Here is a 23,695-nt window from a genome sequence, read left to right as displayed (position 1 = left end):
GGGTCTCCTATTTTAGTAGGTAAAACCATGCAAATGATCCACTTCCTCAAATCCTGCTGCGATCCCTTTTTGTTCCAAAAGCGTTTCATTATTTTTTTGTAACGTTACATAGATTTCTGTACTGGCTTTTTCACGAATCACTCGATTCATCAATCCTTTGTGAGGAGCCATTAATGGATGTCCGTCTTTTTGCAGGACTGCCAGTGTTAATTTAAGCTGTTGTTGTTTGATCGTGATAACTAAATAGTCTTTTTCTTGGACGATCGATAAAATTTTAGCTCCGTAGTAAGTAGCAAAGCGATATTCTTCGCTCTGGATCTGCAACACTGCGATGATTCCCAAAAAACGTCCACCAAGAAATGGAATTTCTGCTGCAGAAAAGAAAAAACGTGCATCGGACGTCTCAAATTGATTACACTGGGCCCATACATAAGTTGCAGGAAAAGAAGAACCCCAATCTTTTTCTACATAACCAATCCCCTGATCAAAATCAATGGGTTGATCATTCCAGACTAATTCTCCCTGTAGTGAATGTTTCATGCTTAATATCCCATGGTAACATTCCATAAAAGCGAAATAAGAAAAAGGGCCCATGATACTAGGAGCATAGTAGGTCCGATGGATAGGTGTAAAATCGCCATAATCAATCGTTCCATGAATCGACAGATTGTCATTGGTTAACGAAAGAGAAATACCCTTTTCACTAAAGATATTTTCACCAATTTTTATGAATAAATGTTCTTTTTCGATAAAGAGTTGCGCACTATCAAAATAAAAAATCTTGGAATGTTCATGACTGATTACTTGTATAAAGGGAGACTTTTCGCCATTTTCCGCAATCGAATAGCCAGGAATGAAAGCATAAACGTTATTTCCGATTTGATGTTTAAAATACCATCCTTCAAAAAAAGGGTGGGTTTTGTTTTCTCCTTGAAAAAATTTATCTGTTGGAATCATCTTTATTTCCCTCCATTCACTCTTATTCAGTGTACCATGCCGAATGGACTGAAGGTTTCAAATAAGCTTAGAAGTAAGCCAGTTACTATCCGTAGGTCTTAAGGAATCAGAAAAGTAAGAAAAAATAGCAAACAAAGAACCAAGGTATCTGTTTAAGGAGTGAAAGATTGTTTTATTTTAGGTATTCGCAAGTAAAATTGTTTTATTTTCTCGAGAAATTTAATATAATTGAATTACCTAGTTAAAAAAACTAGATTGGATGTTTTTAATAACTCTAATAAGATGTTTGTGAAAACAACAAAGGAGAACAAGTAATGGAAAAAATGCGACAACAATTAATTGAATGGGGAAAAGAACTGGAAAATTATCATTTACCTCAGTGGGATGAACTTCCTGATTTAGAACTTTATATGGATCAGGTCAGAACGTTAGTTGATCGCTATCTTTCTCCTGTTATCCGAGGTGAGAAACATCCATTGTTGACCTCTTCAATGGTAAATAATTATGTGAAATTAGGGCTAGTTCCAGCGCCCATCAAAAAACGATACAACAAAGAGCATGTTGCATTTTTAATTGCAATTACATCATTGAAGCAAGTCCTGACAATTCCCGAAATTAAAGAAGGAATCCTCTTTCAAGGGAAAACGGTTGGTATCCGTGAAGCCTACAATCTATTTTGTCACGAACAAGAAAAAGCCATCAAAATGGTTAGCCAATTGGCTCAAGGAGAAGTCTATCCACAGATATTGGAGCAAGAGATACCCGTAGAATATATCGCAGTTCGATCGGCGACCTTGTCATTTGCGATGAAATTGTTGGCAGAAAAAACGATTAGTCTAGAAACTGAGTATTTAATTGAGGAGAAAAAAAATGAAAAATAAAGTGGCGATTTTAGTAGACTCTGGGACAGACGTTCCACAAGAGCTAATTGAAAAATATCAAATGTATGTGATTCCATTAAAGATTATTTATAAAGATCGAGTATATACTGATAAAGTTGATATTACTCCGGAGGAAATCTATCAAAGATTACCTCAAGAGATTCCAGGAACATCTTTACCTGATGGCGAAACAATTACCAAAATTTTTGAACAGATCAAACAGGACGGCTATGAAAAAATCTTAGCAGTAACAATCTCAAGTGGATTAAGTGGTACGTATAACATCGTTCGGTTGATTGCCCAACAACAAGAAGAATTGGAAGCGTATGTACTAGATACTAAGAACATTGGGATCGGAGCAGGCTTTTCAGCAATCCAAGCAGCTAAATGGTTAGAAGAAGGAATGGAATGGTCATTATTGATTGAAAGGCTCCATGAATTAGTCAAACAGACCAAAGTATTCTTTAATGTGGCAACCCTTGAATATTTACAAAAAGGGGGAAGAATTGGTTTAGTTGCTTCTATATTAGGAACGGCTTTAAAATTAAATCCAATCATTTCTTGTAATGATGAAGGCATTTACTATACAGTGGGCAAAGCAAGAGGACGTAAAAAAAGTCTAGATCGAACTGTTTCCTATGTGAAAGAACGAGTTGGAACAGCTAAAGTCTTTAACTTAGCCGTTGCGCATGGAGACGCTAAAGAAGAAGCAACTGAGATGATGGCGAGATTGAAGGAAGAATTTCCACAAGCGCAACAAATCTATTTTGGTCAAATATCCCCTGCACTTGTTGTTCATACAGGTCCTGGTTTGTTAGGCGTCGGGGTTCAAGTATTAGAAAAGTAATCAGAAAAATAGCTATTCAACAAAGTCAAACAGCTTAAAATAGCAAAGAAGAGGTTGAAATAAAAGTGTTTAGCATCGAGAAATAAGAAGGGATTTTCGAAAATTGAAAAGAAGTATAAATACTAGTGTTTGCTGTTAATTGTTACCTACTTGGCGCTTCCCAAATTAGTGGTTAATTTCGGCTTATTTTTCGAAGATGTTGGTTTCACCATTTATTTGTTTTTCTAGATACTAGAAGAGGTTGAGACAAAAGTGTTTAGCATCAAGAAATAAGAAGGAATTTCCGAAAATTGCTTCTCAAATTTTTGGTAAATTTCGGCTTATTTCCGAAGATGCTGCTTTTGTCTCACCGTTTATTCGTTTTTAGAGATACTAGAAGAGACTGAGGCAAGTTTTGCCTTAGTCTCTTTTTGATCGTTTTTGATCGTTTAGCTAAGAATGACTCTGAGCGATAGGAAAGATAAAAATCAACATTTTACAACTTAAACAAAAAAAGATAAATATTATATAGCTTAAGTAGCGATGTATTTGGCAGCGTAAAATGTTATAATACGAACTATTAATAAAAAGAGGTGGTATAAATGAAAAAAGTAGGATTTGTAATGGTTATTTCAGCTTTTCTTCTTGTTGGTTGTGGCACAAAAGGAAATAAAGCAGAAGAATCAAAGGCTGCTTCATCCAGTGAAACTCAAACAATGACTAACTCTTCAAGTTCAGCCAAACAAGCATCATCACAAACCCAATCTACTACGACTAACTCCCAGTCTGTCACAAAAAATACGAATACTACGCAAAATGAAACAACGAGCGCATCAACGACAATCAGCAGCACCACCGAAACAATGGTCACTCCCGATCCGCTAAGTGGCTATACAAACGACCAAATTGAATATGCCCGTGTCTGGTTAGCAGTTATGGGTACACATTACAAAACCGATTTAGCCAGTGGGAATTTTAAACTTCATGTGTCACATTCAGCTGCTGGAGCAGCAGTCAATCCTTATGATAGCACGAGTTTGACTTTTCCAACTGAAACGGTCACTCTTTCAGGAGAATATGGTTATCAAAGTTTAGTTGTTTATTCAAGCAATCATAACGGTACGATCACTTGTTATCCTGTTCCGAGTCATTTTCAAGGTGATCCAAGAGATCAAGCAGCAGTGAAAAAGCAGGAACAAGAAATCCTTGATCAAGCAACGATTGTTTCGATCCCGACTGGCAATCCTGAAGATGTCAAAGAATTAATTGCGGTACAAGTTGTAGATAACTGATGAATACCGTCGTTTTCTATAAAAAATAAAATAGCCCTATCAATCAGTAAAACGAATCGAAAAAAATGCTATTTTTTGATTCGTTTATTTTTTGTCACCAAAAACAAATAAAGGATAAACAAAATGAGGATTCAAGTGAGAAGTGTATGTTTTCTGTAAGGCTTTTTTTACAAAGATGAAACATCTTGGAAAATACGTTATAATGGGAGAGTATGACAATAATAAAAAAGAGGTGGCTCTTTAATGAAAAAGATTTTAGTTGTCGATGACGAAAAGCCGATTTCGGATATCGTCAAATTCAATTTAGCCAAGGAAGGCTATGATGTTTATACTGCATATGACGGGGAAGAAGCCTTAGAAAAAGTCACTGAGGTGGAACCTGATTTGATCTTGCTAGATTTGATGTTACCAAAAATGGATGGCTTAGAAGTCGCGCGTGAAGTACGGAAAACCTACGACATGCCGATCATTATGGTGACTGCAAAAGATTCTGAAATCGATAAGGTACTAGGGCTGGAATTAGGTGCTGATGATTACGTGACAAAGCCTTTTTCTAATCGTGAACTAGTGGCTCGAGTGAAAGCCAATCTTCGTCGTGGCGCAACTGCTACCAAAGAAGTAGAAGAAATTGCCCCTTCTGAACTCGTGATTGGTGACCTGACGATTCATCCGGATGCTTATATGGTAACGAAACGAGGCGAAACAATTGAATTAACGCATCGTGAATTTGAATTGCTTTTTTACTTAGCAAAACACATCGGACAAGTGATGACACGAGAGCATTTGCTGCAAACCGTGTGGGGCTATGATTACTTTGGTGATGTGCGAACTGTAGATGTAACCGTGAGACGTCTACGCGAAAAAATTGAAGATAATCCAAGTCATCCTAATTATTTAGTGACACGGCGAGGTGTTGGTTACTATTTACGTAACCAGGAACAGGAGTAATTGATGAAAGGAAAAGTGCGCTTTTTTCGATCAGTCAATTTCAAAATTGCGATCACGTTTATTTTGATCTTACTGATTTCGATTGAGATTATTGGTGCCTACTTTATCCGAGGGTTAGAGCGTTCAACAATCAATACATTTATCAAAGATATGAATCAAACAGTTGAATCTTTAGCGACCACGATCAGTCCCGAATTAAATCGTAAAGACAACGCAGACATTGAAGAAGTCAATGCCAATATCAAACGATTCATTGAAAACAATGCCTCGAGTGACATTTTAGAGATTCGAGTTATTGATGAAAAAGGGATTATACGTGGGACAACGGATGTTAGTGATCAAAGCTCAATCGGTAAGAAAAACGATTATGTAGATATCAATGATTTCACAACAAAAAGGTATGTCGCATTAGATAGTGACGATAAGCGAGTGAATATCAATATTCAACCGATCCTGTCCCCGACCGGCGATGCCGTTATCGGGGCTCTTTACGTCAAAAGTAATATTGAGCAAAAATATTCTGAAATCAATAATACTGCGATTATATTCTTCACAGCTTCGTTGATCGCAGCCCTGATCTCCATGGTCGTATCAGTCTTAGTCGCACGGTCGATCACTCAGCCAATTGGCGAGATGCGAGAGCAGGCGATTAGGATTGCTCGGGGAGATTATAGTCGTAAAGTTAAAGTCCATGGACAAGATGAATTAGGGCAACTGGCGGATACATTCAACCAGCTGGCTGAAAGAATCGAAGAAGCTCAAGACACGATGGAAGCGGAAAGGAATCGGTTAGATAGCGTCCTGTCACATATGACAGATGGTGTCATTGCGACCGATCGAAGAGGTAAAGTCATTACGATCAACGATATGGCTGTTTCTTTATTGGATGTCAAAAATGAAGATGCAATCGGTCAGTCGATTTTGACTTTGTTAGATATTGAAGAAGAATATACATTACGTAAACTGCTAGAAGACCCAAATGAAATGGTACTTGATCGTTCAACTGGATTAATGGAAAGCGACCAAATGATTTTACGAGTAGATTTCTCCATGATCCGCAGAGAATCAGGTTTTATTAGTGGATTGGTAGCCGTATTGCATGATGTAACAGAACAAGAAAAAACAGAAAGAGAACGTCGTGAATTTGTCTCGAACGTGTCTCATGAACTTCGCACACCGTTGACAAGTATGCGTAGTTATATTGAAGCTTTAAGTGAGGGAGCTTGGAAAGATGAAGAAGTTGCTCCTAATTTCCTAAAAGTAACGTTAGATGAAACAGACCGAATGATCCGCATGATCAATGACCTGTTGAATCTTTCGCGAATGGATACAGGAAATACACAATTACAGTTAGAGTACGTCAATTTTAATGAATTAGTCAATTTTGTTCTTGACCGCTTTGATATGATGGTGGGTAACCAAGAAAAGAACTATACGATTAAACGGGAATTTACTCAAAGAGATCTTTGGGTAGAGATTGATACCGATAAAGTAATCCAAGTGATTGATAATATTATGAATAATGCGATCAAATATTCTCCAGACGGTGGAATGATCACATGTCGTTTGTTGGAAACACACAATAATGTGATTTTAAGTATTACTGACCAAGGACTTGGGATTCCTAAAAAAGATTTGAATCGGGTATTTGAACGATTTTACCGCGTGGATAAAGCGCGTGCGAGAGCCCAAGGTGGAACGGGGTTAGGATTGGCTATCTCTAGAGAAGTAGTCAAAGCCCACCGTGGCGCAATCTGGGCAGAGAGTAAAGAAGGAAAAGGATCAACCTTCTATATCTCGTTGCCATATGAACCATATGAGGAGGAATGGTGGGAATGAAAATTTCTGAAAAAGTTATTCGAATAGGATTACTCCTAATGATTGCTTTAAGTATCTACCTCTCATATGCCATTTGGCTAAGTCCAGCAGGTAAAACCTCGGTTAATTTTGACGAATCCAATTCACAGATGATCGATTCACAAAACTACCGAAAAGCATCTGAAGTTTTTCTTCCATTACATGTGACTTGGTTGCATTCAGGACAAATAAAGGAAACAAATAGGGAAAATCTTGTTTCTCGCCTCCAAACAGTCATCGAGGGCGCTCGATTTGGCAGAGTAACAGAAATCGTCAATGGCGATAAAGAGAAATTTGACAAGCTAAAAACTATTCAAGAAGGCATTGAGCTTACTTATAATGCGCCGCTGCTACTTAGTGAGTATAAAGAAGCCTTTCATCTAAGTTTGGATTTTTCAGCGCTTCCTAATCGGACAGATTCTATTTACTTTATGCGTATCCAGTTTGATAAAAATGAGAACAAAGTGCGATTCCTTGATTTTGAGACGGATTCCATTTACGAATCGAATCTTTCAGTTGATTGGAAAGAGTTGGAAAAAGAATTAAAGGCAACCGATAGTACGTGGACAGAGATGGAAAAAACGCCTTCGATTGTTGAGACACAATATGAAACGAAAGATAAAATCAAATTAAAAAAATATAGTTATATCCTGTCACAACAACCATATACTTTGTTTAGAAATGCCTTTTTCCAAAAACCAGATGAGGTCAAAACAAATAATGAGAGCAATGAACTGCTTTTTTATGATGGAAATGAGACGATGAGGATTCATTCAGAAACACAAATCGTTGATTTTCGGGGAGAAATCGGACAAGACAACGTCACAGCGAATATTTTCTCACAAAGTTTTCCTTATATTAGTAAATTAGGCAATTCATTAGGAAATATGCGTTATTTTGATCGAGAGAACAATCAGATCGATTATCGAATATTTGTAGAAGGATTTCCTGTATTTGGTTCAGACAGTAAAGGGAAAGTTGAGATTGAAATTGGAGCGGATCAAGTAGATTCACAAGTGAAGATCCAAACCAGCTTGAATACGATCCAAGTACCGATTCCATCTGATGAAGAAGTTGAATTGCCACAAACAGAAAAAGTCATCCAGAGTCTTTTGGATAAAGGGGCAGACAAAGAAAAAATCGAGTCGTTGATTGTTGGCTACACGTGGCAAAATATCAAGGAAACGAATCGAGTCGTCGATTTATTACCTGAGTGGTATGTAAAATACCAAGGTCAATGGTACGCTGTCAATGATTTGCTTGGACGATTACCTGAAACGGAGGCGAATTAAATGGATTTCAAAAAAATTGAATGGATTTTTTTCGTTGCTTTTTTAGGGTTAAATGTTTTTTTATTTAGAAGTTATCAAGAAACGATCAGCCAAGAAAATAATGTGATCCGATCAGGACAAACCGAATCCATTCAACAACGACTTTCTAGTGATGACATTTCTTATACTGGTAAAATCTCTTCAGAAAGTAGACAAGGGTATTATTTAAGTGCGGAGGAAACGGATCTTAGTAAGGAACTGGACAGTCAACGTCATGGGACAAGTAAAAAAGGACTGTTGAGTAGTGGGATTGTTTTCAATGACAATGTTTTAACAAAAACTTTATCTGAGACAGAATCAGAAAATAGTATTTTTGATCCTGATAAAATGGGAAGTTCAGTGAATAGCTTTTTAAACAAAAAAAACAATGTACTCTTTGGTAGCGATTATGTTTATATGAAGAATTTTTCTGATCTAGACAGTGCAACGCCGGAAGTACAAGCGAGTCAGAAATATGATGGTCTACCTTTTTATGATGACACAGCTAAAATTGTGTTTTCACTGAATAAACAAGATAAAAGTTATGCTGTCACGAAGTACACGCAGACACATTTATCCGATATTGAACAATTGCGGGAAAAAACAGAATTACACACAGAAGAAGATGCAATCAAAACATTGTATGTAAATAATAAGATTTCTCGAGGTTCAAAAATCCTTTGGAGGCAGCTTGCTTACTCTTGTATTTTGAAAGTGCGAGAAAAGAATGTGTATGTTCCAGTCTGGTATGTGGCGATAGAAACGCCTGATAAATCGATCCAAGTAGAGTCGGTCAATGCATTTAGTAATACGATTGTAACAAATAATACGATTCCAAAGGTGGAAGATCATTAAAAAAGTAGTATAATGAAAAAAGTTTACAAAGTAAGAAGGGAAGTAGTCAAATGGCTGAAGAAAAACCAGCTTTTAAAATCAGTATCCTAGCCAGTGGAAGCTCTGGAAATTCACTTTATATCGAAAGTGATAAAAAAAGGCTCTTGGTAGATGCTGGTCTCAGCGGGAAAAAAATTACTTCTTTGTTGGCTCAAATTGATCGGACACCTGACCAATTAGACGGGATTTTAGTCACTCACGAACATCGAGATCATATTCATGGGGTAGGGGTACTTGCAAGGAAATATCATTTAGATGTGTTTGCCAATGAAAAAACATGGGAAGCAATGTCTCCATTAATTGGGAATGTTCCTATTGAACAAAAGCATTTGTTTGAAATGGGGAAGGTGCAAACATTTGGGGATCTAGATATTGAAAGCTTTGGCGTTTCTCACGATGCTGCAGCTCCGCAATTTTATCGTTTCCATAAAGAAAACCGTTCATTTGTGATGTTAACTGATACAGGTTATTGCAGTGATCATATGCGGGGAATCATCAAAAATGCAGATGGCTATTTGATGGAAAGTAACCATGATTTAGAGATGTTGCGGATGGGCCCTTATCCTTGGAATTTAAAGCAACGGATCTTAGGTGATCGGGGGCACTTATCCAATGAAGATGGCGCCTTAGTCATGACCGATGTTATTGGTGATCGTACCAAACGTATCTACCTTGGTCACTTGAGTAAAGAAAACAATCTAAAAGAACTAGCTCACTTGACGATGGAGAATGTCCTAAAAGAAAAAGATCTAGGTGTCGGTTATGAATTTGATATTTATGATACCGATCCCTCAGAAGCAACGGAGTTATTTTCGATTTAGCCGTAGTCAACTATATAACCCAAAAAACGCTCAAACAACTTGTTTTGAGTGTTTTTTTTGTTCATTTAAAGCAGAGAGGATTTTTGTCTCATTCAGTTACGTTTTATTAACAACGAGGTGTACTTTCAATAAGGCTATAATAGTTTAAATTTTAGATAAGATATATTGTTCATTGGTTATTGATAGTGATTTTTTATTATATTTAATTAAATATAAATGTTTGTTTAATAGAGGTGTGTTTATGAAAAATAGTTATTTTATTATTTTAGGGTTGTTATTGTTGGCGGGATGTTCATACTCAGGAGTTGATCGTACCTCTTCCAGCACGGATCAGACTTCCACGCAGATCACCAAGACTTCTACAGAAAATGCACAAAATAGTACTACCAAGGAAAAAGAAAATCAACCTATTAGTAATGTAGAATCGACGGGAAATAATCCTGAAGAGGATTCAAATGTGCAAGAAATAAAGGATTCTTCAACTACTACTGAAACGATTGCTAATGAAAGCGAGAAAACAGATGAATACTATCGTTTAATCAAGCAGGCGTGGCAAGAACAATCTGAATATATCAACTCGTTAACAGATCCTAAGGTGAAACAATCTGTTCAAACACCGTCTGCTGCCGCAAACGCCAAAGCTAGCCAATTGGAATTGGACAATCCAGCAGATACTCAGTTGATCCAAATTAGTTTAAAACAAGTGCTGAATGGTCAATAATAAATAAGGAAAAATAGTTGTGATTAACAGGATCATTTCCGAAAAAATTAGCCGAAGGAGGTTGAGACAAGTTTTGTCCCAGTCCCTTCGGCATTTTTTGACAAATGCTGAAACAGCTATTCAAAGATCAAGTATAGTTAGACCGTAAATGAAAAATATAAAAGAGAAGACTAGGCAAGAGGAACATTGCTCAAAACAGACAGATACAAAGTGAAACTAGCTTCCCATTATTATTGTATTAGTGAAAAGATTGAAAATTTTTATTACGCCTAATAGGTGTATCACTTACTTTTACATAATCAAAAAGTTGAAACCAGCTAAAAGTTTATTTTAGAAAAATTATTGAATCGTTCCAAATGTTTCACCTTTTTGTACTCTCCATCCGGGATAACGATACCACTCAAAGTTGGAAACATAATCAGATGTGATCCTCATTGACGATAGACATACCATTGAAATGCTTTGCTATTTTTCAAAGTAGATGAATAGGGAAAGAAAAACATAGTGATTAGGCAATATATTTCCAGAATGATTCTTTGATTCGTTGACATTTTTTTCTGGTTTTTGCATCGTAAGTCTTACTGATTCCTAAAAGGAGACAAATTTCTTTACAAGAATAACCGTTATAAAGCAGTTCGATGAAGGTACCTCTAAAAAAGTCCTGTTTTTTAAAATTTTCTATTAGAAGTTTTTCCTCGATCGAACGTTCTGCACTTTTAACTGTGCAATTTTTAGAATGATGTAGCGATTCGATGTTTTCCCATCTTGTCACGTCATAAGTAATCCCATCTTTATTGAAGACCTTACTTCCGGTTTTTTTATATTGTTTCCAAGTCTTCTTTTCAGCAATATAAATCCTTCGCAACGTAACATTTTTAAACGTGGAGCCTGTGATACTCTTGAAATCTTCAATGCCTTCCCAAATTGCTAAACAAAGGTTACTGTAGAAGTCTTCAAAAGGAATAAATACTCCGTTAGATTGTGCTTTAAATACAAAACGATGCGCACAAGATTTTATATAAGGGTCTAAATCTAAAATGATTAAATCTAAGATATCTTTATCATTTGTCAGATAATATTTCTTCAATAAGTCATCAATCATTTGCCAGATATTCATTTCGCAACACACTACCTTTATTTTTTTGAAAGATACGTTCCTAAAAATGTTATTTTGTGACATATAAAATAACTTTTTTGTAAAAGTTAAATAAATGATAGTCTGATAGATATATAATAAAAACAGCAGTTTTTTAATAAAAAATTTTATTTTTGTTTTATTCTTTATAAAATCGTGAATGACGGCAGTCAGTCTGATATAAAGGATATGTCTTTTTTTAAATGATTTTTCTAAGAGATGGTGCATTCGTAAGTAGTAATGATTGATAAAATTAATTAAAGTATGTAATGAATTAGCAAGTTCCTCATTTAATAACAAAAACAAAACAATATTAATTGTTTTAAAATCACTTTTGTATTTATCTTTTTATAAATAAAGTGTTTTTTAATCGCATTTTTGTTAGGCTGTTTTTCTCTCATACTGCGTATTTTTGTAAAACGAAAGCAAAGACACTTTAGTTGGAAGAGAAGGGGAACGAGTTGGTTTAGTGCAAAGTTGATAACTCTTGTGGGCGCTCATAAGACGATGTGTTTAAATTATTTCCATGAACCAATCTAACTCAATGTTTATAGTTAGATCTAGATGAACATGATTTTAATAAGATCTGAAAATAATCTAAATGGCAATGACTGCTATTTTCTGTCGTATTTAAAATAAGTGTGCTATTAGAGAAGACCATCAAAGTGTTTTGAGAAGGTTAACAGAGGAAATGGCGAGTGTCACGATAAATGGAAACTGCTAGTAGCTAGCGGATAAAACATAATGAATAGCTCTAAATAAATCTATCTTTTTCATGACTATGAAGGGAAAATTTGTTAAGAGAATGAGCCGGGATCGGAAAGGACACAAAAAAAGACCAGCGACTAAGAGTTGCTGGTCAGTGGATGGTATAAGAAGAGTCTTTTTGATAAGGGGTTGTTTAGTAGCTTATGAAGCAGCAATCCAGCCCTTTTGAACGGCGATCTGCACCACTACCACCAATGTATTCATTCCCACATGTGTGATCATCGAGGTCCAGATTCTTCCCGTTGCTTTGTATTGTAGACTAAAGAAAAAACCTAAGAAAAAGTAGATCAGTAAGTGGCCATCGTTATGGGCAAAAGCAAACAATAAGGAACTAACAATTGCCCCAATCCAAAAGTTTGTATATTTGCCAACGATACCTAAGATGCTGCGGCGAAAGACGAATTCTTCCATGACTGGACCAGCAACTGTGGTAGCTATTAAAAAGGCTGGAGCTTCAAGAATCATTTGAATAATATTTTGCGTATTCTCAGAAGGAGCGCTGTTACCAAATAAAAGAGTTTCCAACGTTACTGCAAGCGCCTGTAAGATCAAAGCAATGAAAATCCCAACAAACCCATATAAGATGATTTTTGGCGTCGAAGCACTAGGAATGGCTGCTTCTAGTGGTAGTGGTTCATTTTGCTTGAAATAAAAGAAAGCTAAAACAATTGCTCCTAGGATATAGGCAATCGTCGTTGCTGTAATCACGTCAGTAACAGTATGGACGATTCCGATAGAGGAAAGGATCAATGGGGAAAGAAAAATGAGTCCATAGCAAAAGATACTAGCGAAACTATATTTTTTTAATGACATAAAATACCTCCTTAAAGATAGGCAGAAGTAGACTGCAAGAATAGAAATTAATTATAACATAGATCAATTTAGAGGCTATTACTAAGGGACTTCTAACGGTTACGGATAAAATTAGTGTACTTTCATTTAAAAAGCTTGCAAAAAAATCAAAGTATGAGTATTATTAAAAATGTAGGTTAGCACTCGATGTGTAAGAGTGCTAACGAATCCAAAAAAAGAGTTATCGGAGGGATTTATCGTGTTAAAACCATTAGGTGATCGCGTCATTATCGAAGTCGCAAAAGAAGAAGAAACAACTGTTGGAGGTATTGTTTTAGCTTCATCCGCTAAAGAAAAACCACAAACAGGAACAGTTGTTGCAGTCGGTGAAGGCCGTTTATTGGAAAACGGAGAAAAAGTTCCTGCTGCTGTAAAAGCGGGCGACCAAGTGATGTTTGAAAAATATGCCGGTACAGAAGTAAAATTTGAAGGAAAAGAATATTTGATCGTTGCAGGAAAAGATATCATGGCGATCGTTGAATAAATAAAAAAGTACGAAAAAAATTTGATGAGGTGAATAGACATGGCAAAAGAATTGAAATTTGCAGAAGATGCACGCGCAGCAATGCTACGTGGAGTTGATAAATTAGCTGATACAGTAAAAGTAACATTAGGTCCAAAAGGTCGTAATGTTGTATTAGAAAAATCATACGGTTCACCATTGATTACTAATGATGGCGTAACAATTGCAAAAGAAATCGAATTGGAAGATCACTTTGAAAACATGGGTGCAAAATTAGTTTCTGAAGTGGCTTCAAAAACCAATGATATCGCAGGTGACGGAACAACAACCGCTACTGTTTTAACCCAAGCAATTGTTCGTGAAGGATTAAAAAACGTAACAGCTGGGGCAAATCCTTTAGGTATTCGTCGTGGGATCGAATTGGCAACCAAAGCAGCCGTTGAAGAATTACACAACATTTCAACAGTCGTAGATTCTAAAGAAGCGATTGCTCAAGTTGCAGCTGTTTCTTCTGGTTCAGAAAAAGTGGGACATTTGATTGCTGATGCAATGGAAAAAGTCGGTAATGATGGTGTTATTACTATTGAAGAATCAAAAGGAATCGAAACCGAATTAGATGTTGTTGAAGGTATGCAATTTGATCGTGGTTACTTGTCACAATACATGGTGACTGACAATGACAAAATGGAAGCTGTTTTAGAAAATCCATACATTTTGATCACAGATAAGAAGATTTCTAATATCCAAGACATCTTGCCTTTATTAGAACAAATCTTACAACAATCTCGTCCGCTATTGATCATCGCTGACGATGTGGATGGAGAAGCTTTACCAACATTAGTCTTGAACAAAATCCGTGGGACATTTAACGTTGTTGCAGTGAAAGCACCTGGTTTCGGTGATCGTCGTAAAGCAATGCTTGAAGATATCGCTATCCTAACAGGCGGAACAGTGATTACGGACGACTTAGGATTAGAATTGAAAGATGCAACAATCGAAAACCTAGGAAATGCTTCAAAAGTTGTGGTAGACAAAGATAACACAACAATCGTTGAAGGCTCTGGCGATAAAACAGCCATTGAAGCACGTGTTCAATTGATCAAAAACCAAATTGCTGAAACAACATCAGATTTTGACCGTGAAAAATTACAAGAACGCTTAGCAAAACTTGCTGGTGGGGTTGCAGTGGTCAAAGTTGGTGCAGCAACTGAAACAGAATTAAAAGAATTGAAATTACGAATTGAAGATGCATTGAATGCAACTCGTGCTGCCGTTGAAGAAGGTATGGTTTCTGGTGGTGGTACAGCATTAGTGAATGTCATCAGCAAAGTTTCAGCAGTTGAAGCTCAAGGGGACGTTGCAACAGGTGTGAAAATCGTTGTTCGTGCCTTAGAAGAACCAATTCGTCAAATCGCAGAAAATGCGGGATATGAAGGTTCAGTCATCGTTGATAAATTGAAAAATGTTGAATTAGGAACAGGTTTCAATGCTGCAACAGGCGAATGGGTAAATATGGTTGAAGCAGGGATTGTTGATCCAACCAAAGTTACTCGTTCAGCATTACAAAATGCTGCATCTGTTTCAGCTCTATTATTAACAACTGAAGCAGTAGTTGCTGACAAACCAGAACCAGCAGCACCTGCAGCGCCAGCAATGGATCCATCAATGATGGGCGGCATGATGTAGTAATTAAGAAAGAACCCTGATATAAAAGGGTTCTTTCTTCTTTTTTTTTGTTTTAAGTAAAAGGGGCAAAAAATTAAGGGATATTTAGTTAATCAATCATTCGATGCGGATAGTTGCTTATGATCTAGAACGACCTATATACGTGAAGCTAGAGGATCTTGATGTGCTACTATTTTTGTCTTTTTTTTTCTTTTTCTTCTTTATATTCTTCATATTTTTCAGATTCTCATTCTTAGACAACAAGGAGTGATTATTTTCCTTTGTACTTTTTAATGGCATAGGTTTCTCTACTAGGCAGTATTCTTTAATGTTTACTAGGTTAGACATTCGTTCGTTTATTCGATGTTTTCTTCTCAATATTTTTAATAGTCTTATGCGTTGTAGTATGGCCTTTATTTTATTCTTTATTAGTCTCAGTATTCTTTTCAGTATACCTGCTTTTTTTTGCTTTTTATACAATTGAAAAACTCCTCTCATTTACTGGTTTAAATGCATAGTAGCAGAGTTTTAATGAGGAACCTGAACTTATTTTTCTAGATAATTAAAATAAAGTTCTGCTTTTAAAAATTCAAAGACAAGTTTAAAGATTCGAAGACAAAAGTATGTATCGTATTGCTCGTTTTTTTAGAAGGTGAAGCAAAGATCTTGCTATGAGACGCGTTTCATAAGCTATACTCAATTCATCAAAAAGGAGGAATTACTGATGAATACTTATATCAAAACGACCAATGGCGCTACGAATGACTATTTTTATGCTTTTGTTGAATTTAACGAAACAATGCTTGAATTATCTAGTCCTCAAGGGTTAAATAAAACGGTAATGAAAAAAATTCCTTTAGATGAAATTAGTGGATTGGCAAAAGATACGTATCTGGGTGGGCAACGTATTAGCTTTGAATATGATGGAACGTTCTATCAATTTTTTGAATGTGGGCATGCTGTGGTAGACTATTTACAAGAAAATCTTTTTGCATAGGTGGTTTTAGTAAAGCATGACAAACATTAGAGATATTGCAAAACTGACGGGTTATTCTGTCTCTACCGTTTCACGGGTGATCAATAATCATCCTTATGTTGACGAAACAAAACGTGCCAAGATTCTATCCGTCATTAATGAGTTATCGTATGTTCCTAATGCAAGTGCCAGACAGCTCAGTTATGGAAAAACAAAAAATATTGGTGTTATTCTGCCTTATACGGATCATCCTTATTTCGATCAATTGCTTAGTGGGATCATTGAAGTCGCCTTCAACGAAGATTATCAGGTGACCTTGTTACCAACAAATTATCAGGCAGAAAGAGAGAGAATGTATTTAGAAGAATTTGCAGGTAAACGATTTGATGGTTTGATCGTTACTTCTCGTGCCAACAATTTAGATGTATTGCTCTCTTATCAAAAGTATGGGCCAATCATTTTTTGTGAAGAAATAAAAGAAACAGAAGCTGGTTGCGTGTTTATCGATCGTGAACAATCTATTACTGAAGCATTATTGTATTTAAAAAAACAAGGCGTGGAAAAGCTTGGCGTTACTTTAGGAAGAAGTGGTCGTCTTAGTTTTAATACAAAAGTGACGTTGGAACTTTGTAAAAAAATATTTCCCGATTTCAAAGAGGAAAATGTTTTTTGGAACTGTATTGACTATGAACAAGGGGTGAATGCAGCGACGTATTTTAAAGAAAAAAAGGTAGATGGTGTCTTCACTAATTCAGATACAGTTGCTGCCGGTATTTTGCAAAGCTCCATCTTAGAAAGTAAAAAACGTCTTGTTGGTCGTGATAATCTGTTGATCAGTGAGCTAATGTCTTTTTCGACGATTGATCATGGCTTAAGAGAATGTGGAGAAACGGCCTTTCTACTTTTTATCGAAGAAAAAAAAGATCAAATCAAAATTCCTTATCGATTTATTGTGCGATAGTCGAAATGGTTTTAATGCGGAATCAAAAGTAGATCGAAGTAACGCAAAAAACTAAAAAAGAAACCGAATAGCCAAAAATAGTTTCTCCTATTTTTGTGATTGCTTCGGTTTCTTTTTGACGTCAATGGATTATGAAAGAATGTGGTGTCTGCATTCTGACAGGATGGATCATAAAGTGAGATCTTCGCTACTTATTTCCTAAAATGAACGTCCACTCAAAGACAACTTATTCAACCGCGTATGTTTGAATGATCGTATTCAATGCTTGGGCAGCTCCGTTTCCACAACGCTCATCATAGTAAGCGGTGAATCGTTCATCAGAAATATACAATAAGCCTAAGCCACGATGAGCTTCGGAACTATAAGAAGGCCAGCTAAAAGTAAGCCATTTTTTGTGTTCTTCAAATAGTTTCAATGCTAGTTTTTGATCAGAGTCTGATTGTAAATAAGCTGTCAAATCAGCTAAGAGTTGTTTTTCTAAAGACTGCATTTCTTCAAATTTTTCTTCAGACATATTTTGCCATTTTTTATTTGCTTTCTCAACGGTGTCGTCTCCATATTTTTCTCGTATTTCTTGTCCATAGTTTGTTTCATTTTCCATTATTTTTTGTTTTTTAAATCCTTCAAATTTCTCATGATCTTTCATTGGTTTTCCTCCTTCGTAACTCTCCAGTGTATGTTGAATAGTCATTAATAGTGTGTCGAGCTGTTTTCTTTTTTCTTGTAACATTTCTTGATGTTGGATCAACGCTTGTCGATGATCGAAAGCTGGATTATCTAAAATTTCTGCAATTTGTTCTAACTTAAAATCAAGGGAGCGATAAAACAAAATCTGTTGTAGTCGGTCAACTTCTTGGCTAGTGTAGATCCGATAGCCAGACTCAGTCACCCGTGATGGTTTCAGTAAGTGGATCTGATCGTAAAAACGCAGGGTACGAGGACTAACACCAGAAATTTCTGCCATTTTTTTTATAGTATATTCCATGCTTAACCTCCTTATAGAATGATCTTATTCCTTGACGTAACTAGAAGGTCAAGAAATTTTGAATATTTTTTTGTGTTTATTTTTATGTTATAATAAGTAAAGTAGAAAAACGAATTTTTCTGCTTTAAATATGTCATGTTGAAAGCGATTCCTTTGTTGGGCGCTTGTTATAAATAATAATAGAAAAGAGGAATAAGATGAAATTAATCGAAACGCCAGTTACAAGTAATTTAAATATTAAGACGTTTTATCCTAAAGTAGTAGATTTTTTCTTTAGTAGCAAAGCCATCAAATACTATAAACTTTATTCGCTTGATCGAACACAGATTTTATACATTGATACGTATGAAAAATCCCAATTATTGATGATTAATACGAAGAAAAAAATCACCAAGCAAGAAATTGATTTTGCAATCCGTCGTATTTTGAAAGCAGAACGTGAAGACGTCAAGGTCCATATTGGTGTAAAACAAGACTTAGAACGAGCAGGTGTCCAATTCAAACGACCAAATAAAGATATCGTTATTGTTGAACAGAAAGTAGGTCGTTCAGTGGAGGACAAATAAAACAGTCTTCTGCAAATGAGTAAGTTGTGTACCGATCTCAAAATTGGAGCTGTTAAGAAAAACTAGATACTTGGTTCAGAGAATAAGAGAAAAATTTTTTTCCAGGTCTCTAGGGATGGATGGCCAAAGGCAAAATGCATCCCTTTAGTATTGTAGTAAGTTTTAATACATTTAAATATTTCCATCTGAGTTTGAGGTGATGTCTCTGAATTGAGTCTCTTTGTCCCACGATGTTGGTAACGAGAAATCTTAGGATAAATTCAACAGAAAGAAGAAAACTTCTTTCTGTTTTTTTGAACTGGAATCGGACGCTTGTTTGACTTCAAAAAAACTAGGAACTTTTTTATAAGCTTCGTTCCTCTTTTAAGTAATGCTTTTCTTGTTCTAACTTCTTCATGTCATCATGAGCATCAAAAAGTGCGTTCCCTTTTCCAAGAAACGCACTTGCTTTATATTTTTTAACTTCTTGAATCCAACGATACAAGCGGCGAGCCTGTTTTTTTTTGCTAAAGACTAACTTCTTTCACAAAAAATTATTCTTCGATCATCAGGTTGACGGCAACAATTTTACTTACTTTATCAACTGAATCTCTTGGCATAATAGAAATCCTCGATTTTCCTTCATTTTTTATCTAGTTTATTACAACAATTCCAACATTAAACTATAAATCTTTCCTAATACTTATTAAAATATAAAAAAAAATTTATGATGGTACCTCTTTATCAGTATATAATGCTAAGTGTCGGGAGATACGTTACATAAATCTTATTACTATAGATAAAGGGAGGTCGTTAAATATATAAGAAAGTGCAAAGTGTAATATTTTTATTTAGGAAAAAAAATTAAGTTTATGTAACTATGTATTATTAGATCTCTATTGAATCCAAGGATGATTTATTTAGATGATAATCAAATTTAAACCCATTCAGACATCTATTATTGAATAAACATAATTATCCGATTACTTGGAGAAAAATCAATACCGACATTTATTAATGGTTAGAGAATATGAACTTTAGGATGTCATGATAAAAAATAAAACATAAAAGGATTGATTTGATGAAACATAGTAAACTATTATTATTAACCTCGTTTTTGTGCATTAGCGCTGGGACAATAAATACCATGACAGTTAATGCAGCTCAACAAGTAACTGTCTCAGATTCAACTGTCCGAAACGCTGTAGAGGCTGTAAACCATTTATTTACCGACAATACATACACCACATTATCTCCAAACACAACAACTGAAACGATCAAAGAAGCTAGAACGCTGATTCTTAAGACCGCAGGAAAATGTGACATCGTTCATTTAAGTAATTTATGCAAGAAGGCGGAAAGCTTGTTATTAAAAAGTACCAATTCAGTAGATTCAGCTGTCCGAAATGCTGTAGAGGCTGTAAACAATTTATTTACCGACAATACATATACCACATTATCTCCAAACACAACAACTGAAACGATCAAAGAAGCTAGAACGCTGATTCTTAAGACCGTAGGAAAATGTGACATCGTTCATTTAAGTAATTTATGCAAGAAGGCAGAAAGCTTGTTATTAGAAAGTACTAATTCAGTAGATTCAGCTGTCCAAAATGCTGTAGAGGCTGTAAATCATTTATTTACCGACAATACATATACCACATTATCTCCAAACACAACAACTGAAACGATCAAAGAATCTAGAACGCTGATTCTTAAGGCTGTAGGAAAATGCGACATCGTTCATTTAAGTAATTTATGCAAGAAGGCGGAAAGTTTATTAGCACTATCTGTTCATTTATAAAAAATAGAAAGTTTATAACCTTTCACTTCTTGAAATATTCCTATAGGCACGACACCTAAAAGTGGGAAGTAAACAAATTGACATAGGCTGTTTGTTCTCTGCGCTGTACGGAGGGCGAACAGCCTAATGTCTGTAGTCTTTTATGAGAGAAGCGGTGATTAAAGTCAGTTTTTTCGGAAAAATCATGGAAGATTGGACAACTTTTAATTTCACTTCAAAATTGTCTGTAACCATAAAAAGATCGACCACCAAAAAGGTCACTTTTTAGTCTAAATTTTTTGAGGTTGGTTCATTATTGTGCTAGGTTATAAATTTATTTTCATTTGTCCTTTTTCAGAAAATAATCAAGATTTCTTCTACTCTAGCGTTTTTTTGTTATAATGGATAAGAAATGAAAACTTGCCAAGAGGAGTAATATAAAGATGAATAAAATTTACCCAGATGACAGTTTGACGTTGCATACTGATTTATACCAAATCAACATGATGCAAACGTACTGGGAATTAGGTCGTGCGGATCTCCACGCTGTTTTTGAATGCTATTTCCGTGATATGCCATTTAACCATGGGTATGCCGTGTTTGCAGGATTAGAACGTCTTGTGGAATATTTAGAAAATTTGACGTTTAGTGAGTCAGACATTGAATACTTACGCAAAATGGACATCTACCCAGAAGGTTTTTTAACATATTTAAAAGAATTTAAATTTAAAGCTACTGTCCGCTCGGCGCGTGAAGGTGAATTAGTGTTTGCCAATGAACCATTGATCCAAGTGGAAGGTCCGTTAGCACATTGTCAATTGATTGAAACAGCCCTACTGAATATGGTGAACTTTCAAACGTTGATCGCTACGAAGGCAGCAAGAATCAAATCAGTGATCGGCGATGATCCATTGTTAGAATTTGGTACTAGAAGAGCGCAAGAATTGGATGCTGCTGTTTGGGGAACTCGAGCTGCTTACATCGGTGGAGCAGATGCTACTAGTAATGTCAGAGCTGGGAAAATCTTTGGGATTCCTGCAAGTGGAACGCATGCGCATGCACTTGTTCAATCTTATGGAAATGATTATGAAGCGTTTATGGCTTATGCGAAAACTCATAAAGACTGCGTGTTCTTAGTTGATACTTACGACACCTTGAAATCTGGTGTGCCTAGTGCGATCCGTGTAGCAAAAGAATTAGGCAATAAAATCAATTTCCTTGGGGTTCGTATCGATAGTGGCGACATGGCGTATATTTCGAAACGTGTTCGTGAACAATTAGATGCTGCTGGTTTCACTGAGGCTAAAATTTATGCTTCAAATGATTTAGATGAAGCAACGATTTTAAATTTAAAAATGCAAAAAGCTAAAATCGACGTTTGGGGTGTAGGAACGAAATTGATTACAGCCTATGACCAACCTGCGCTTGGTGCAGTCTTCAAATTGGTTTCAATTGAAGATAAAGAGGGCAAAATGATCGATACAATCAAGCTTTCCAGCAATGCAGAAAAAGTAACAACTCCTGGCAAGAAACAAGTGTGGCGAATCACTCGCAATTTTGATGGCAAATCAGAAGGAGACTACGTTACGCTTTGGGATGAAGATCCTAGAGAGGAAGCAGAGATTTTTATGTTTCATCCTGTGCATACCTTTATCAATAAAACGGTGCGTGACTTTACAGCTCGACCTATCTTACAAGATATTTTCGTGAAGGGCGAACGGGTCTATGAATTACCAACTTTAGATGAAATCAAAGCATATACACGTGATAACCTTGATTCACTGTGGGAAGAGTACAAACGTGACCTTAATCCACAAAAATACCCAGTTGATTTATCAACAGATTGTTGGAATCATAAAATGGCTACGATGGAACGGATGAAGAAAAACGTAGCTACTTTATACAATGAATATTAAGGAGGAAAAAGAATGAGCTTACAAGAAGAGATTATCCAAGAATTAGGTGTCAAACCAACCATTGATCCACAAGGTGAGATTCGAACTAGTATTGATTTCATGAAAGCTTATTTAAAGAAATATCCTTTCTTAAAAACTTTTGTTTTAGGAATCAGTGGGGGACAAGATTCTACGTTAGCGGGACGTTTGGCTCAATTAGCAATGGAAGAAATGCGTGAAGAAACACAAGACGATCGTTATCAATTTATCGCTGTACGCTTACCTTATGGCGAACAAGTAGACGAAGAGGATGCGAAAGCTGCAGTTGAATTTATCCAGCCTGACGTTCGCCTACGAGTGAATATCAAACCTGCTGTCGATGCGCAAGTTGCTGAATTAGTCGCTGCAGGGATCGAAGTCAGTGACTTCAATAAAGGAAATATCAAAGCTCGTCAACGGATGATTACACAGTATGCAATTGCAGGTGGGCATGCAGGCGCAGTCCTGGGAACGGATCATGCAGCTGAAAACATTACTGGTTTCTTTACAAAGTATGGCGACGGTGGCGCCGATTTATTACCATTATTCCGCTTGGACAAACGTCAAGGAAAACAATTATTACAAGAACTAGGGGCACCTGAGAAACTTTATACCAAAATCCCAACAGCTGATTTGGAAGATGGCAAGCCGTTGATCGCCGATGAGGTTGCTTTAGGTGTTACTTACACTGAGATTGATGATTATTTAGAAGGTAAAGAAGTTCCAACAGATGCCAAACAAAAAATTGAAGCTTGGTGGAACAAAACGCAGCATAAACGACACTTACCTATCTCAGTGTTAGATGATTTTTGGAAATAAGCCTAAAAACTTTGTTGAAGATCACACCAATGAATGAAGTAGCATTGCTTGTTTTTAATGAACTCGTCATTTAGTAAAAAATAAGGTTGTCATAGTAAAGTTCAGATGGAAAAATAACCTGCTATATCCGAAAACAGCTTCTCGCATTTTCTGGATATAGCGGGTTATTTCTATTATCAAGAGAATATGAACCGCATGTTCTTTTTCAAGATTTAAGACAAAAGATTAAAAATAGCTATTCATTGGGTTTCAGTTCTATTCTGTAGTAGTACGTCAATGAAGTACTATTAATTAAGATTATA

Annotated in this window: 21 protein-coding genes; 17 read left to right on the top strand and 4 right to left on the bottom strand. The window is 35.9% G+C overall.

Going from position 1 to position 23,695, the window contains the following annotated elements; all coding sequences use genetic code 11:
* Positions 1-12: 12 nt before the first annotated feature.
* Complete coding sequence (locus AB3I12_RS07345; RefSeq protein ID WP_063626550.1) at positions 13-957, bottom strand: tocopherol cyclase family protein; 945 nt, start codon at positions 955-957, stop codon at positions 13-15.
* A gap of 314 nt (positions 958-1,271) precedes the next feature.
* On the opposite strand from AB3I12_RS07345, the gene AB3I12_RS07340 reads away from it, so the two are divergent.
* The 9 genes from AB3I12_RS07340 to AB3I12_RS07300 all read left to right on the top strand — a co-directional run bounded on the left by AB3I12_RS07340 (position 1,272) and on the right by AB3I12_RS07300 (position 10,507).
* Positions 1,272-1,838: a DUF1836 domain-containing protein gene (locus AB3I12_RS07340; RefSeq protein WP_010720056.1), complete on the top strand. Its 567-nt coding sequence runs from the start codon at positions 1,272-1,274 to the stop codon at positions 1,836-1,838.
* Positions 1,828-2,685: a DegV family protein gene (locus AB3I12_RS07335; protein ID WP_063626552.1), complete on the top strand. Its 858-nt coding sequence runs from the start codon at positions 1,828-1,830 to the stop codon at positions 2,683-2,685. The genes AB3I12_RS07340 and AB3I12_RS07335 overlap by 11 nt, the downstream gene beginning before the upstream one ends.
* A 581-nt stretch (positions 2,686-3,266) precedes the next feature.
* Positions 3,267-3,956, top strand: coding sequence for a hypothetical protein (locus AB3I12_RS07330; protein WP_010720054.1), 690 nt, complete (start codon positions 3,267-3,269; stop codon positions 3,954-3,956).
* Positions 3,957-4,199: 243 nt separating this feature from the next.
* Complete coding sequence (gene yycF, locus AB3I12_RS07325; protein ID WP_010720053.1) at positions 4,200-4,904, top strand: response regulator YycF; 705 nt, start codon at positions 4,200-4,202, stop codon at positions 4,902-4,904.
* A 3-nt stretch (positions 4,905-4,907) separates the two neighbouring features.
* A complete protein-coding gene (gene walK / locus AB3I12_RS07320) occupies positions 4,908-6,743 on the top strand; it encodes a cell wall metabolism sensor histidine kinase WalK (protein WP_010738440.1) in 1,836 nt (611 codons plus the stop codon).
* Positions 6,740-8,053, top strand: coding sequence for a YycH family regulatory protein (locus AB3I12_RS07315; protein ID WP_368015649.1), 1,314 nt, complete (start codon positions 6,740-6,742; stop codon positions 8,051-8,053). Before walK ends, AB3I12_RS07315 begins: the two co-directional genes overlap by 4 nt.
* The gene (locus tag AB3I12_RS07310) at positions 8,054-8,926 is read left to right on the top strand and encodes a two-component system regulatory protein YycI (protein WP_010720050.1); all 873 of its coding nucleotides are present in this window, start codon (positions 8,054-8,056) and stop codon (positions 8,924-8,926) included.
* A 50-nt stretch (positions 8,927-8,976) separates the two neighbouring features.
* A complete protein-coding gene (locus AB3I12_RS07305; protein ID WP_010720049.1) occupies positions 8,977-9,786 on the top strand; it encodes an MBL fold metallo-hydrolase in 810 nt (269 codons plus the stop codon).
* 241 nt (positions 9,787-10,027) lie between these two features.
* Positions 10,028-10,507: a hypothetical protein gene (locus tag AB3I12_RS07300; RefSeq protein ID WP_063626554.1), complete on the top strand. Its 480-nt coding sequence runs from the start codon at positions 10,028-10,030 to the stop codon at positions 10,505-10,507.
* 508 nt (positions 10,508-11,015) lie between these two features.
* Here AB3I12_RS07300 and bacL2 read toward each other — a convergent pair.
* Both bacL2 and AB3I12_RS07290 read right to left on the bottom strand, forming a co-directional pair.
* Positions 11,016-11,624: a BacL2 family protein gene (gene bacL2 / locus AB3I12_RS07295; RefSeq protein WP_063626555.1), complete on the bottom strand. Its 609-nt coding sequence runs from the start codon at positions 11,622-11,624 to the stop codon at positions 11,016-11,018.
* Between the two features lie 927 nt (positions 11,625-12,551).
* Positions 12,552-13,223, bottom strand: a complete 672-nt coding sequence (locus tag AB3I12_RS07290) for a CPBP family intramembrane glutamic endopeptidase (RefSeq protein WP_010738437.1) — start codon at positions 13,221-13,223, stop codon at positions 12,552-12,554.
* A gap of 238 nt (positions 13,224-13,461) precedes the next feature.
* Here AB3I12_RS07290 and groES point away from each other — a divergent pair, with 238 nt between their 5' ends.
* The 4 genes from groES (at position 13,462) to AB3I12_RS07270 (ending at position 17,327) form a co-directional block, all read left to right on the top strand.
* Entirely contained in the window at positions 13,462-13,746 is a 285-nt protein-coding gene (groES, locus tag AB3I12_RS07285) for a co-chaperone GroES (protein WP_010738436.1), read from the top strand.
* A 39-nt stretch (positions 13,747-13,785) separates the two neighbouring features.
* Entirely contained in the window at positions 13,786-15,411 is a 1,626-nt protein-coding gene (gene groL / locus AB3I12_RS07280) for a chaperonin GroEL (RefSeq protein WP_010720044.1), read from the top strand.
* Between the two features lie 703 nt (positions 15,412-16,114).
* Complete coding sequence (locus tag AB3I12_RS07275; RefSeq protein WP_010720043.1) at positions 16,115-16,387, top strand: hypothetical protein; 273 nt, start codon at positions 16,115-16,117, stop codon at positions 16,385-16,387.
* Between the two features lie 16 nt (positions 16,388-16,403).
* Complete coding sequence (locus AB3I12_RS07270) at positions 16,404-17,327, top strand: LacI family DNA-binding transcriptional regulator (RefSeq protein WP_063626559.1); 924 nt, start codon at positions 16,404-16,406, stop codon at positions 17,325-17,327.
* A gap of 226 nt (positions 17,328-17,553) precedes the next feature.
* On the opposite strand, the gene AB3I12_RS07265 is transcribed toward AB3I12_RS07270, so the two are convergent.
* Positions 17,554-18,312, bottom strand: coding sequence for a MerR family transcriptional regulator (locus AB3I12_RS07265; RefSeq protein ID WP_034699548.1), 759 nt, complete (start codon positions 18,310-18,312; stop codon positions 17,554-17,556).
* 197 nt (positions 18,313-18,509) lie between these two features.
* Between AB3I12_RS07265 and AB3I12_RS07260 the strand changes: the two genes are divergently transcribed.
* The 4 genes from AB3I12_RS07260 to nadE all read left to right on the top strand — a co-directional run bounded on the left by AB3I12_RS07260 (position 18,510) and on the right by nadE (position 23,393).
* Positions 18,510-18,878 carry a DUF1827 family protein gene (locus AB3I12_RS07260; RefSeq protein WP_063626561.1) on the top strand — a complete coding sequence of 123 codons (369 nt, stop codon included), beginning with the start codon at positions 18,510-18,512 and terminating at the stop codon, positions 18,876-18,878.
* A gap of 1,060 nt (positions 18,879-19,938) precedes the next feature.
* Complete coding sequence (locus AB3I12_RS07255) at positions 19,939-20,661, top strand: toxin Cry1Ac domain D-VI-related protein (RefSeq protein WP_231105532.1); 723 nt, start codon at positions 19,939-19,941, stop codon at positions 20,659-20,661.
* Between the two features lie 422 nt (positions 20,662-21,083).
* Positions 21,084-22,556, top strand: a complete 1,473-nt coding sequence (locus AB3I12_RS07250; protein ID WP_010738428.1) for a nicotinate phosphoribosyltransferase — start codon at positions 21,084-21,086, stop codon at positions 22,554-22,556.
* 12 nt (positions 22,557-22,568) lie between these two features.
* Positions 22,569-23,393: an ammonia-dependent NAD(+) synthetase gene (gene nadE / locus AB3I12_RS07245; protein ID WP_010720037.1), complete on the top strand. Its 825-nt coding sequence runs from the start codon at positions 22,569-22,571 to the stop codon at positions 23,391-23,393.
* Positions 23,394-23,695 lie beyond the last annotated feature (302 nt).

Origin of the sequence: Enterococcus sp. C65, assembly GCF_040887165.1 — a bacterium.
In the GTDB taxonomy this organism is placed as follows: Bacteria; Bacillota; Bacilli; order Lactobacillales; family Enterococcaceae; genus Enterococcus_B; species Enterococcus_B hirae.
Note: the sequence above shows the minus strand (reverse complement) of the source record. Positions and strands in the feature narration are given on the sequence as shown.